The organism is Catenulispora pinistramenti (genome assembly GCF_018274385.1).
GTDB classification, from domain to species: Bacteria; Actinomycetota; Actinomycetes; order Streptomycetales; family Catenulisporaceae; genus Catenulispora; species Catenulispora pinistramenti.
In genome coordinates this window covers 19,513-32,345 of the sequence record NZ_JAAFYZ010000052.1, presented here as the reverse complement: position 1 = coordinate 32,345, position 12,833 = coordinate 19,513, and the positions used below count along the sequence as shown (strand labels likewise).

At 70.0% G+C, this 12,833-nt stretch carries 8 protein-coding genes; 5 read left to right on the top strand and 3 right to left on the bottom strand.

From position 1 onward, the window contains the following. Positions 1 to 30: 30 nt before the first annotated feature. Positions 31 to 330 (bottom strand): WXG100 family type VII secretion target, encoded by a 300-nt coding sequence (locus KGQ19_RS17180; RefSeq protein WP_212010183.1) that lies wholly within the window; start codon positions 328 to 330, stop codon positions 31 to 33. A gap of 211 nt (positions 331 to 541) precedes the next feature. On the opposite strand from KGQ19_RS17180, the gene KGQ19_RS17175 reads away from it, so the two are divergent. Then, positions 542 to 2,251, top strand: coding sequence for a hypothetical protein (locus KGQ19_RS17175; RefSeq protein WP_212010182.1), 1,710 nt, complete (start codon positions 542 to 544; stop codon positions 2,249 to 2,251). A gap of 214 nt (positions 2,252 to 2,465) precedes the next feature. Then, the gene (locus tag KGQ19_RS17170) at positions 2,466 to 5,447 is read left to right on the top strand and encodes an AfsR/SARP family transcriptional regulator (protein WP_212010181.1); all 2,982 of its coding nucleotides are present in this window, start codon (positions 2,466 to 2,468) and stop codon (positions 5,445 to 5,447) included. A gap of 1,690 nt (positions 5,448 to 7,137) precedes the next feature. Here the strand turns inward: KGQ19_RS17170 and KGQ19_RS51085 are convergent. After that, positions 7,138 to 8,076: a helix-turn-helix transcriptional regulator gene (locus KGQ19_RS51085; RefSeq protein ID WP_212010180.1), complete on the bottom strand. Its 939-nt coding sequence runs from the start codon at positions 8,074 to 8,076 to the stop codon at positions 7,138 to 7,140. 134 nt (positions 8,077 to 8,210) lie between these two features. Between KGQ19_RS51085 and KGQ19_RS17160 the strand changes: the two genes are divergently transcribed. Further along, the gene (locus KGQ19_RS17160) at positions 8,211 to 9,116 is read left to right on the top strand and encodes an MBL fold metallo-hydrolase (protein ID WP_212010179.1); all 906 of its coding nucleotides are present in this window, start codon (positions 8,211 to 8,213) and stop codon (positions 9,114 to 9,116) included. A 28-nt stretch (positions 9,117 to 9,144) separates the two neighbouring features. Beyond that, the gene (locus KGQ19_RS17155) at positions 9,145 to 10,584 is read left to right on the top strand and encodes a carboxylesterase/lipase family protein (protein WP_212010178.1); all 1,440 of its coding nucleotides are present in this window, start codon (positions 9,145 to 9,147) and stop codon (positions 10,582 to 10,584) included. Between the two features lie 110 nt (positions 10,585 to 10,694). On the opposite strand, the gene KGQ19_RS17150 is transcribed toward KGQ19_RS17155, so the two are convergent. Then, on the bottom strand, positions 10,695 to 10,940 hold the full coding sequence (locus KGQ19_RS17150) for a hypothetical protein (protein WP_212010177.1): 246 nt from the start codon (positions 10,938 to 10,940) through the stop codon (positions 10,695 to 10,697). A 637-nt stretch (positions 10,941 to 11,577) separates the two neighbouring features. Here KGQ19_RS17150 and KGQ19_RS17145 point away from each other — a divergent pair. Beyond that, positions 11,578 to 12,744, top strand: coding sequence for an acetoin utilization protein AcuC (locus KGQ19_RS17145; RefSeq protein WP_438801868.1), 1,167 nt, complete (start codon positions 11,578 to 11,580; stop codon positions 12,742 to 12,744). The last annotated feature ends 89 nt before the right edge of the window (positions 12,745 to 12,833 follow it).

The following is a 12,833-nucleotide window of genomic DNA, read 5'->3' as shown; positions in this document are numbered from 1 at the left end:
ATTGAGCCAGAGTGCTGATTCAGATACCGGTCACTTCTGCGGCAGGGACTGCGCCATCTGCGTGTCCATGTCCTGCATCGCCGAGACCGCCTTGTCCAGCCACCCCGAGAGCTGGTCCAGCGAGTCCATCAGCTGGTTCGCGGAGGTCACGAACTCGTTGTGGACGTCGTCGAACCGGCCGGAGGCCTGGTCGGTGACGAAGCCGGAGGCGGTCAGGGTGTCGACGATGCTCTTGCACTCGGCGATCTTGGAGTCGATGTCGGCCTTGTCGTTGCGCATCCGCGTCGCGGCGTCCGACATCTCCCCGTAGGTGACGTTGAGGTTCGGCATCGGTGGATGCTCCCTTCGAAACGGTGCCGGGCGCTGCTGCGTCGACACGTGTGTGCGGCGGACACCGGACACGCTAGGCGCGGCCCGGGCCACCGGGCCAGGCTCTGATCTGCGCGTATGGGCCCAGGGACCCAGGGTCCTGCGTTGACACCCAGGCCCGGCCGGGCCAACGATTCAAGCGTCGTGAACCCACGTGAGGCAGGAGGCCCCGATGCCGGTGACCGTGCTGCGCCGCGCCCTGACGTCCGTCGTCGCGGCCGCGCTCGTCCTGCTGGCCGCGGTGTGGCCGGCGACGGCCAGGGCGGCCCAGGCGCCGCCCCCCGTGAAGTACTACGTCGTGACCAGCAGCTACCAGGGTCAACCGGAGTTCCTGTTCGAGATCGCGCAGCGGTTCCTGCACAACGGGAACCGCTCGACCGACATCTTCGACCTGAACAAGGGGCACCTGGAGCCGGACGGCGCCACGGTGGCCGATCCGACGAAGATCTCCCCCGGCTGGTTCCTGCAACTGCCGAACGACGCCGTCGGCGACGGCGTCATCACCGGCGTGCTCCCCACGCTGCACTTCGACCCGAGCGGCACGCCGGTGAAGTACTACTGGGTCGCCGACGGCTACCAGGGCAAGCCGGAGTTCCTGGCCGAGATCGCGCAGCGGTTCCTGGGAAACCAGAACCGCGCCCAGGACATCTTCGCGATCAACAAGAACCGTCAGGAGCCTGACGGCCGCCTGTTCACCGACCCGGCGAAGATCACCCCCGGCTGGTTCGTCAAACTGCCCGACGACGCCAAGGGCGACGGGCTCATCGCCGGTCCGCTGCCGTTCCTGGGACCCGCGCCGCCCGGACAGCCCGCACCTTCTCAGGGCTCTGGCGCGGCACCGACCACGGCCGGATCGGCGAGCACCGGCGCCAGTGCCTCACACAGCGCACCGGTCTCGGCTTCCGCCCCCGCTTCGTCGAAGTCGAAGAGTTCGTCGAGCAGTCCGCTGGTTCTGATCCTGGCGATCGTGGTGGCGGTGCTGGTGATCGCGGGCCTGGTGTGGTGGGCGCTGCGGGCCGGGCTGTTCGCCAAGATGGGCGCGAAGACGCGCGGGCGCAGGTCCCGCAAGCCGGGACCGGTCGCGCCTCGGGATGACGCGGCGGCGTGGACCATCGACCGGGTGCTGCGCACGCTGGCCACCGCCTGCGTGCAGGCCGGACGTCCGCTGCCGGGCGTCGCGGCGGTCGTGGTCGGCACCGACACCCTGACGCTGCGGCTGGCCCGCCCGGACGAGCAGCCGCCGGACGGCTGGAGCGCCGAGCACCAGGGCCGGTCGTGGGCCGCGCCGTTGCGGCTGCTGCAGAGCGCGCCGGTCGACGACGCGTTGCCCGCGCCGTATCCGCGGCTGGTCTCCACCGGCGATTCCGACCAGGGCAGGGTTCTGTTGAACCTGGCCGAGGCGCACGGCGTGATCAGCCTGGAGGGCGACGCGCGCCTGACTCGGACTCTGGTCGCGGACTGGGTCCGCGAGCTGTCCGGGAGTCCTTGGGCCCGGGGGACCGTGGTGCTGCGGATCGGGTTCGGTTCTGGTGGCGGTTCCGGTGCTGGTTCTGGTTCTGGTTCGGGTTCTAGTTCCGGCGGCGGTTTCGGTTCCGGGGAGATGCCCGGGGTCGAGGACGCGCCGAACATCGAGGCCGCGGCGGCGATTCTGGACGAGGCCGACGGCGGCGTGCTGGTGTTGGCGCGCGCACCGGGCGGCCGGGAGCCGGAGCGGATCAGCACCCTGGCCGGCACGGCCGACGGCCGGTGGTCGGTGGTGGTGCTGGGCAGCTTGAAGAACGCCAGTTGGCGGCTGGTCGCCGATGCCGCCGGGACGCTGGACACCGGGCTGCTGGGTGAGCCGGTGCGGCTGCACGGGAAGCGGCCGTTGGAGCACGCCTGAGGGGAAGCGGGGCCGCGCTCTCCGGGATCGACCCGGAGCGCGCGGCCTTCGCGCGCGTGGCGGAAACCTGTCCAAACAGGCTGTCCTAGCCACGTCAGACCGCTGACACCTTGACCTGACACCGATCCAAGCGTAAACAATGCGAATACCACTCCGAATCGCAGGCGAAGCAACATTCGGGGCGGGAAGCGGATCGTCAGGGAGGCACGCGAGCATGGAAGACGGCGGTCGACGGCTCCGCGTCGAGGTCCTGGGTCCGCTGCGCGCGTACGCCGGGAACCGGGAGATCAGCCTGGGCGCGCCGAAGCAGCGGGCGGTGTTCGCCGTGCTGGCGATGGCCGCGAACACGGTGGTGGCGCGCGGGGAGTTGATCGACCGGATCTGGGGCGAGGGCGTCCCGATGACCGCCGCCGGGAATCTGCACACTTACGTCTCCGGGCTCCGACGGATCTTGTCAGGGCTCGGCGATGTGCTGGCCGGCGGCAGTTCCGGCTATCTGCTGCGGCTGGCGCCCGAAGCGCTGGACCTGAACCGCGCCGAGCAGTCGGCGGCCCGGGCCCGGGCGGCCCGCGACGACGGCGACCGGCCGAGCGCCATCGCCGCTTTGGACTCGGCGTTGGCGTTGTGGCGCAGCGACCGGCCGCTTGAGGCGTTGCCGGGGCCGTTCGCCGCCGAGCAGCGGGCCCGGTTGGCGAACATGCGGCTGCGGCTGCTGGTGGACCGGACCGAGCTGATGGTCGACGCCGGGGACGCGCGGTCGGCGGATTTCGCGGCGGCGGCCGACGAGTTGGAGCGGCACGCGCGGGCGCACCCGTTCGACGAGCGGCTGCGGTCGGCGCTGATGATGGCGTTGCATCGCAGCGGCCGGACCGCTGATGCGTTGGCGCAGTATCAGATGCTGCACCGGGTGCTGGGCGAGGAGTTGGGGATCGAGCCGGAGGCCTCGACCCGGGCGGTGCAGATGGCGATCCTGGCTCAGGATGCGCCGGGCCGGCGTGGTCGGGCCACGGATTTGCTGCGTCCGCTGGGGGCTGTGGGAGCTGTGGGAGCTGTGGCTGTGGGGACTGTGGCTGTCAGTTCCGTCGCGTCGCCGGTGCTGCCGGACCGGCCGCAGATGCCACAGATGCCGGAGCTGCCAGGCCTGCGGAGCCTCCCGGCGACCGCGCCGTCGCCGACGTTGCCGGCGCAGTTGCCTCGGGACAGCGCGTCGTTCATCGGCCGGTCGGATGAGGTGCAGCAGGTCCTGGCGCACGCGGGCGCCGACGGTAACTCCTCGCCGCGGGTGGTGATGGTGGTCGGGGTCGGCGGCATCGGCAAGACCACGTTGGCCGTGCGCTGCGGCCATCTGCTGCGCTCGGCGTACCCGGACGGCCAGATCTACATCAACCTGCGCGGTTTCGACCCGACACATCCGGCACTGACCCCATCCGCCGCGCTGCACCAACTGCTGGCGTCGCTGGGCGTCTCGACGGTCCCGGCCGAACACGAGCAGCGGGTGGCGTTGTGGCGGAGCATGGTGGCCGGACGCCGGATGGTGGTGCTGCTGGACAACGCGCGGTCGGCCGAACAGGTCGAGGACCTGTTGCCGGGCACCGGTTCCAGCTTCGTGATGGTCACCAGCCGGGAGCGGCTCGGCCGGCTGGCCGTGAAGTACGCCGCGCGCCGGGTCACGCTGGCCCCGCTGCCGGTGGCCGAGGCGCTGGGACTGCTCGCCGACGCGGTCGGCGCGGCGCGGATCAACGCCGAGGTCGGGGCGGCGCGGCGGCTGGCGGAGCTGTGCGACCACCTGCCGTTCGCCTTGCGGATCGCGGCCGAGCAGCTGGTGACGGTCACCGACGGGCGGATCGCGGATCTGGTCGGGAACCTGGAGGACGCGCATCAGAGGCTGGACACGCTGCGGTTGGAGAACGACGACCTGTGCTCGGTGCGCAGCGTCATGGCCTGTTCGTTCGACGCGCTGGACGCCGACACGGCCCGCGCTTGCCGGATGCTCGGCGCGTTCCCGGGCGTGAGCATCGGGCGCTACTGCGCGGCGGCGTTGTTGGACGTGTCGGTCGCCGAAGCCACGGAGGTGTTGCAGAAGCTGAGTGCGCAGCACCTGCTGGAGCAGCACGGCGATCGCTACACGATGCACGACTTGACGCGGACCTATATCAGGGAGCTGGCACGTGGACTGCCCGACGGCGAGGTCCGGGCGGCGCGGGATCGGGTGAGCGCTTGGTACGCGGAAACGCTTTCGCAGGTGGTGGGTGCGGGCCGGCGACGGATCGTGGAAGTGGACTCCGGCTTGGAGCCCGAGGACTTCCGGCACGAACCGCGACCGTTTGGCGGCCAGGGCGAATTCCTGCGGTGGTGTGCGCAGGAGTGGCCGAATATCAGTGCGCTCATCCGAAGCACCGCACGGTCTGCTGATCACCTGTCCACGTGGCGCCTGACGTACCTGATGTTCGACTACTTCTACGCGAGCGGATCGGCGGCCGACTGGCTGGAGCTGCTCCGGATCGCGATGCGCTCGGCCGAGGCGTCGGGCGACCGGCGGGCGCGTGCGGTGCTGCTGAACCACATGGGCGTCGCGCATTGTCGTACCGGACAGACGGATGCCGCGGTGACGGATCTGTGTACGGGGCTGGACTTGCTGGAGGCTTCCGACGAGCCGCTGCTGCGAGTCAGCCTGCTGAGCACGCTTGCCTCGGTGCTGCGCGTGTCGAAGGCCTATGAGGAGGGGCTGGCCGCGGCGCTGGAAGCGGTGGCGCTGGCCGGGGAATGCGCAGACGGCTACCACCGCGCGACCGCCGAGGACGTACTGTGCGAGCTCTACGCCGAGACCGGCCGCTGGCCCGAGGCGGTCGCACACGCCGAGACCGGCCTCATCGACGCACACGCCTGCGGCAGTCCACTGCTGAAGGCGAACCTGCTGATCAACCTGGGCCTGGCCCACAACGGCCTCAGCGACGCGGGCGCAGCGCAAGGCTGCCTGGTGCGGGCCCTGCGAATCACGCAGGCCGCCGGCGACCGCTACCACGAGGGCCTGGCGCTGCTCGCGCTGGCCCGGGTGCGGGCCGCGGAGCGGGGTGCCGCGGCGGCGATGGCGAAACGGGCGCTGGCGCAGTTCCAGGAGCTGGCGGCCGAGGAGGCTAAGGACGTACTGGCCTTCTTGGGGGATCTGCAGCTGGCCGGGAGCGTCGCGGTCGCCTGAGCCGCGGGGCTAGTGCCGTGTCGGGCAACGTTTGCCTGGGAGTTCGCGCCCCGGGAGTCCGCGACGTGCTGGTCGCCGGGCGGGATTCGTTGGTGGGCGGAGTTTGCTGGGGTGCTGGGGTTTGTGGGGCGGGTTGCGGTTGACGTGTGGGTTGAAAGGCGATTTTTACGGCCTTCGGTCATAGTTGCGCCGGTTCGGGGTTCGGGGTGGTGGGTGTGTTTGTCGGCTGCCGGTTCCCGCGTTCACAACCCCGCCCCACCTCAGGCCTCTTCAACTCCAGCAAGTCAGAGCAAGGGCAAGAGCCAGATCAAAGACCAGATCAACAGCAAGATCAAAAACTGTGATGAAGAGCCGGGCCTCCGGCGGGCCTCGACAACCTCAGGGAAACTAGCGCGGTTCCCTCGGGTGGCCGATCTAGTCTCAGCGGCTGCGGTTTGTGAGGTGGTGCGGTCCGTTCCCCACGGTCGCGTCGTCAGCCCGGGGGGTACAGCACCGGTGTCCGGGGGTAAAGTCCGCGCGCGGCGGACATGCAGGTAGGCGGCGGTTTCGTACGGCGCGAACTTGACCCCCGGCCACCGGCACTGTAGGCGAAGCCCTGCCGACGCGACCGAGGGGAACGAACCGAAAACCGACCGGAAGAATGGCAAAGCCCAGTGGTTCGGTACCGGCGGCTCGGCGAGTTCGGCCGCCGGTCGGGGTACTGGCAGCGCGGCAGTGCCGAGGGCGCGTATTCCGGGCTGGCGGGTGCAGGTGTGGGCGCGGGCTCGCCTGTCCGCCAAGATGGCTGCCGCCGGATAGCTGATTGGCCTGGCCGCCATGGCCGATGCTGGCGGATGGCATGGTCTGCCCGGGGGGATGTTGGCAGTCGGCGCCTGGCTGCTGCGAGCACGACCAGTCCATTGCCGCATAAGGCATATCGGATACCGGACCGCACTCGGGCATGTTCTCGACCAGTTGACCACCGGCCCGCCGCCAGCACCTCACCGGCAGCCGCAGCAGCCAACCGGTGTCCTCGTTCCCTGCGTTTTGTATTTCTCCGGCTGGTTTTCGGTTCGTTCCCCTCGGTCGCGTCGGCAGGGCTTCGCCTACAGTGCCGGTGGCCGGGGGTCAAGTTCGCGCTATCACAAACCGCAGCTCACACACATGACCGCAAGCGCGCGGACTTTACCCCCGGACACCGGTGCTGTACCCCCCGGGCTGACGACGCGACCGAGGGGAACGGACCGCACCACCTCACAGGCCGCAGCCGCTGAGACTAGATCAGCCACCCGAGGGAACCGCGCTAGTTTCCCTGAGGTTGCCGAGGCCCGCCGGAGGCCCGGCCCTTCACCACAGCTCTTGACTTTGATCTTGCTTGTGGCTCTTGATCTTGCTTGTGGCTATTGATCTTGTTCTTGATCTGGCCCTTTGTCCTTGCCCTGACTTGCTGGAGTTGAAGAGGCCTGAGGTGGGGCGGGGTTGTGAACGCGCGAACCGGCAGCCGACAAACACACCCACCGACCCGAACCCCGAACCGGCACAACTATGACCGAAGGCCGTAAAATGCATTTGAAACCCACAAACCAACCGCAACCCGACCCACAAACTCCAGCCCCAGCAAACTCCACCCGCCAAACGGATCCCGCCCCCCGACCGGCATGTCGCGAACCACATCGCGAAAACTCCCGGGCAAACGTTGCCTGATGCAGCACTAGTTCTGGGACTTCAAGCCCTCCCGCTCTGCTGCATCGCGCTCCGCCGGGTGCGCCTGCGCCTGTGCCTGTGCCTGCGCCTGTGCCTGCGCCGCGCCTGCCTGCCGCAACAAAGCGAGGGCGGCTTCCGAGGACGAGCCGGCGCGTGCCGTGCACACCACGAGGACCTGCTCCGGCGAGCGGATGAGTGCCAGCGACTGCTGCGTCACCGTCAGTGAGCCCAGCGTCGGGTGGTGCAGGTCGTAGGACACCGGATCGCAGGCCGACACCCTGTGGTCCCGCCACAGGGCGACGAACTCCGGGCTCTTCATCGTCAGCTCGCCGACCAGCTCGGCCAGCAGCTGATCCTCTGGATGCCGGCCCGCCGCGGTGCGGAGGTTGCCCACGACGGCGCGGGCCTTGCGGTTCCAGTCCCGGTACAGCTCGCGGCAGTGCGGGTCCAGGAACAGCATGCGGCTCATGTTCGGGCGGTGGGCCGGGTCGTGGGGTGCGAGTGGATCCACGTGTCCGGCGAGCAGGGCGTGGCCCAGGCTGTTCCAGGCGAGCACATCGGTGCGCCGCCCGAGGACCAGAGCCGGGACGCCGTCCATCGCGCGCATCAGGTCCCGGGTCTCCTCGGCGACCTTTTCCGGCCGGGGCCGGCGGGTCCGGGTCGTGCGGCGTGACGCGTCGGCGAGGCGGGTGAGGTGATCGCGCTCGTGGTCGCTGAGCTGTAGGGCCCGCCCGATGGCGTCCAGGACTTCCTGCGAGGCGCCGCGCGACAGCCCTTGTTCGAGCCGGGTGTAGTAGGAGGCGCTGACGCCCGCCAGCTGCGCCAGCTCCTCCCGGCGCAGTCCGGTCACCCGGCGAGGCCCGAACGGGGGCAGCCCGATGTCCTCGGGCCGGAGTTGAGCCCGGCGTGCCTGCAGGAAGTCGCCCAGTGGGCCAGGTCCGTCCATACATGCAGTCTGCCGTGCGGTGAAGGACGCAGCCACTCCCTGCCAGGGGTAGGACAGAGCGGGTCTGGTCGGCCCGGCCGGCGTCGCCGAAGCTCGGAAGCACCCGGCCATGCGCCCGATCGACAAGGAAGACCATGGAACAGATCACCCTGGGCGACGTCACCGTCGCTCGCGTCAAGGAGTACTACGGCCCAGTCGGGATGACTCCGGCGGAGTTCTTCCCGGACACCTCCGACGAGGCTTGGCAGCAGGCCCACCCCGTTTTGGTGCCGGACTTCTGGGACCCCGCCACGAACGAGTGCAACACGGCGCTCCAGTCCTGGGTGCTGCGCAGCGAAGGACGCACGATCCTCGTCGACACCGGCGTGGGCAATCACAAAGACCGGCCCTACGCGCCGGTCTGGAGCCGTCTGGACACCGACTACCTCGAAAACCTCGCGGCGGCCGGCGTCCGGCCCGAAGACGTCGACATCGTGGTCAACACCCACCTGCACATCGACCACGTCGGCTGGAACACCTACCTCGACGGCCGCACGTGGGTGCCGACCTTCCCGAACGCCACCTACCTCATGCCGCGGCGGGACTACGACTTCTGGAACCCGGCCAACGGGCATGAAACGGTCTTCGGCCGCGGCAACCAGAACGTGTTCGAGGACAGCGTCGTCCCGGTCCATCAGGCCGGACTGGCCGAACTGTGGGACGGCTCCTACCAGATCGACAAGAACCTGCGGCTGGAGTCGGCGCCCGGCCACACTCCGGGTTCGTCCGTCCTGACGCTGGAGTCGGGTGGCGATCGTGCGCTCTTCGTCGGGGACCTGTTGCACACCGTCGTGCAGATCATGGAGCCGGACACCAATTCCTGCTTCTGCGAGGACCCGGCCCAGGCCCGGGCGACCCGGCACAAGCTGCTGGGCCGCGCCGCCGAGACGAACGCCCTCGTCTTCCCGGCGCACTTGGGCGGGCAGGGTGCGGCCGAGGTCGACAAGGACGGGTCGAAGTTCGCGATCAGGGAGTGGGCGGGATTCTCCCGCATCGCCTGAAGCCGCTCCATCGAAAGAAAGTGTTCCCATGCCCCAGCAATCACCCCCGGTCGTCGAGACGTACGCCGGCTCCGTGCGCGGTCTGCGCGACCGGTTCGGCGACCTGTACCGGGCCATCCCGTATGCGATGGCACCACAAGGCGCCCGACGTTTCGCCGCACCGGAACCGCATCCCGGCTGGCCCGGGATCAGGGATGCCACCGAGCCGGCGCCGACGGCACCACAGCCCGCCCGGCCCTTCGGCCGACTCGACATGACGCCCTACTTCGGACCGGGCTGGGTGCCGGGTGCGGAGTACCTGGCCCTCGACGTCCGCACCCCCGCAGCTGATGGCGGGAAGCGTCCGGTCATGGTCTTCGTGCACGGTGGCGGCTTTGTCAGCGGCTCCAACCGCGCCGCGCTGTACGACGGCAAGGCCTTCGCCCGCGACGGAGTCGTCCTGGTGACGGTCAACTACCGGGTCGGCATTCCGGGCTTCCTCGACCTTCCCGGGGCCCCGGCCAACCGCGGCCTGCTCGACGTGCTGGCCGCGCTGCGCTGGGTCCGCGACGGCATCTCCGCGTTCGGGGGCGACCCCGGCAACGTCACCGTCTTCGGTCAGTCGGCGGGCGCGACGATCGTCGGTGCGCTCCTCGCGGCGCCGGAGGCGGCGGGCCTGTTCCGCCGCGCGATAGTGCAGAGCGGCAGCGGCACTGGTGCCTTCACCCCCGAGCAGGCCGAGCGGGTGACCGCAGCGGCGGCGAAGGCGCTCGGCATCCGGGCGTCCGCCGAGCAGTTCGCCGCGATTCCGGACGAGCACCTCCTGGGCATCCTGCCGGAGCTGTCCGGACTCGGTCTGCGGACGGCCACGGCCCGGGACCCGCTGCTCGGGTTGAGTCCGTTCAGCCTGGTCTTGCCCGTCCAACCCGCCGATGGGCTGGCCGACGGTCCAGCCGCCGAGGTCAGCGTGCTCATCGGCGACAACATCGAGGAGGGGAACCTGTACCTCGTGCCCCAGGGCAAACTGGAGCCTTCCACCGAGGCCGACGTCCTCGCCGTCGCCGCAGCGGGCTACGCCGATCCCGGCGCCACGGTCGCGGCCGTCAAAGCAGCCCGGCCGAACGCCCATCCCGGCGAGCTGCGCTCGGCACTACTCGGCGCAGCACTGTTCGGCGCTGGCACCACGCGCATGGCCGAGGCGCACTCCCGCATCTCGGGACGCCGAACGTACGTCTACTCATTCGCTCAGCGCTCGACGGCACTCGACGGCCGGCTCGGGGCCACGCACACCACCGAGCTGCCCTACGTGTTCGACCTCGCCGACGAGCCGTGGCTGCACGGCGACAGCGGCCTGCTCGGCCCGGATCCCGCACCGGAGGGGCTCGCCGAGGCGATGCACGGAGCCTGGACCGCCTTCGCCCGCGACGGCGATCCCGGCTGGGCCGCCTACGATCCGGAGCAACCGGAGGTGAGGGTGTTCGGGGGCTGATGTAGTTGAGGTGCGGCGGTCCTACGGGAGTCCCGGTGACCAGGCGGGGAGTGCGCTGATCCGTGGCAGCTGCGGGCGGTGTCCGCCACCACGGCTCCTGGAAGGCGTCGTCACAGCTCCTGGAAGACGTCGTCGGCCAGCTGCCGCAGGCGGTCTGCCTTGGCCTCGAGGAGTGCTCCCTCGGCCTTCCACACAGTGCGCGCCCGGGGCCGCCACCAGTGCGGTCGGCGGTGCTTCCAGTCCTCGGTGGCCGCCTGCCAGCACAGGTCCTCCACCACGAGCACCGCCACCGACGGCGACTCGGTCAGGAACCGCGCGGCCACGTTGCTGCCGACCGACGCCAGGTGCAGGCTCAACACCGGCTGTGGCGCGCGCGGTGGACGTTGGTGCGGCTGGCTGCTTCGCGATGGTTTGCGCGGTCTCGGTCTCGGTCGCGGTCCCGGCTCGGGGCGCGGGACCGGTTCGAAGAATCCGTTCATGATGTCGGCCCTTCAGCCTGCTTGGGCACGCGGTCCTGCTCTCATGCCGCAGGGCGTCCGATGAGCCCTCGATACGGCCACGGTATGGCGCCCCAGGCGGGTGCGGGCAGGGTAGAAGGAAAGGTTGGGATTAGAGTCTTTCGGCCCTGTTGGGGTCTTGGGCACGGACTAACGTAAGGAGTGGACCTGCGGGGCGAGCGAGGGAGTCCGACGCGGAAGGCGATCTTGAGAAGGGGTTACCAGACGAGATCGTGTGACGGGACGGGCTGAGAGGCTGGAAGGCTGATAGGGGCCGGACAGCGACCTCCACCACCTGATCTGGACGATTCCGGTGACGGGAGCCCACCTTGCAGGTTCGCTGGCTCTCGGAATCTTGCGGCCCGTGCGGCACGGGCCGTTTCGCTGTGCGGTGGACGCCGGCTCCCCGACCGGAGACAGTGCCGGGTGCGGGGGCGGTCCACTTCTTCCATACAGCATTGCCAGGAGGGAGGATCTCGTGACCGGGTCGCTGAGTGTGCCGTGGGATGACTGTCTGCTGGAGTACGACTTCGGCCACGACCATCCGCTGGCGCCGGTGCGAGTGGAACTCACGATGGCGCTGGCCCGGTCGTTCGGTCTCCTGGACCTGCCCGGCGTGGACGTGGTCGCCTTCCGGCCTGCCGACGGCGATTTGTTGGAACTGGTGCACTCCGCCGAGTACGTCGGGGCCGTCCGGCATTCCGCGTCTGTGACGCATGCCGAGCGCGTGCGTTTCGGCTTCGGGACCGAGGACAACCCCTACTTCCCCGGCATGCACGAGGCGTCAGCGCGGATCGTCGGAGCCTCCGTCGCCGCCGCGCGCCAGGTGTGGAGCGGGGCGAGCGAGCACGCCGTGAACATCGCCGGCGGCCTCCATCACGCGATGCGTTCCCGGGCCTCGGGGTTCTGCGTGTACAACGACCCGGCGATCGCCATAGCGTGGCTGTTGGCCCAGGGTGCGCAGCGCGTCGCCTATGTGGACGTCGATGTGCACCACGGGGACGGGGTCCAGGCCGCCTTCTGGGACGATCCCAGGGTCCTGACGATCAGTCTGCACGAGCATCCCAGGACCCTGTTTCCGGGCACCGGTCTGCCGGAGGAGTCCGGTGGTGCGGGCGCGCAGGGCAGCGCCGTGAACGTCGCGCTGCCGGCGGGGACCGGGGACGAGATGTGGCTGCGGGCCTTCGATGCGGTAGTGCCGCCGCTGCTTCGGGCCTTCGAGCCGGAGGTGCTGGTCACGCAGCACGGCTGTGACACCCATGCCCTGGACCCGCTGGCCCATCTGCTGCTCACGGTCGACGGGCAGCGTGCGGCGGCCGAGAGGCTGCACGGGCTGGCTCACGAGGCCGCGTCCGGGCGGTGGGTCGCGTTCGGCGGGGGAGGCTACGAGACCGTCAACGTCGTGCCGCGGGCCTGGACCCACCTGCTGGCCGAAGCGGCCGGTCAGCCGATCGCGCCGGCCTCGGCGGTCCCCAGCGGATGGCTGGCCTTCGCCCGGCAGGTGACGGGCCGTACCGACGTGGTCTCGGTGATGACCGACGGACACCGGCCCGTCCCGCGTCCTTGGAGCGCCGGGTACGACCCGGCCGATCCCGTCGACCGGGCCGTCATGCTGACTCGGCGCTCGGTGTTTCCTTCGCATGGGCTGTACCCGGAGCCGTAAGCGGCGGGCGTGTCCAGGCGCTCTGGATCAGGGTCGTATGGCCCTGCCCTGAGGAACTGGTCGAGGCCCATGCTGAGAGCGGGAGCACC

Coding starts and splice junctions, on each gene's coding strand:
- KGQ19_RS17180 (WP_212010183.1), bottom strand. CDS start 330: ATGCCGAACCTCAACGTCACCTACGGGGAGATGTCGGACGCCGCGACG.
- KGQ19_RS17155 (WP_212010178.1), top strand. CDS start 9,145: ATGCCCCAGCAATCACCCCCGGTCGTCGAGACGTACGCCGGCTCCGTG.
- KGQ19_RS17160 (WP_212010179.1), top strand. CDS start 8,211: ATGGAACAGATCACCCTGGGCGACGTCACCGTCGCTCGCGTCAAGGAG.
- KGQ19_RS17170 (WP_212010181.1), top strand. CDS start 2,466: ATGGAAGACGGCGGTCGACGGCTCCGCGTCGAGGTCCTGGGTCCGCTG.
- KGQ19_RS51085 (WP_212010180.1), bottom strand. CDS start 8,076: ATGGACGGACCTGGCCCACTGGGCGACTTCCTGCAGGCACGCCGGGCT.
- KGQ19_RS17175 (WP_212010182.1), top strand. CDS start 542: ATGCCGGTGACCGTGCTGCGCCGCGCCCTGACGTCCGTCGTCGCGGCC.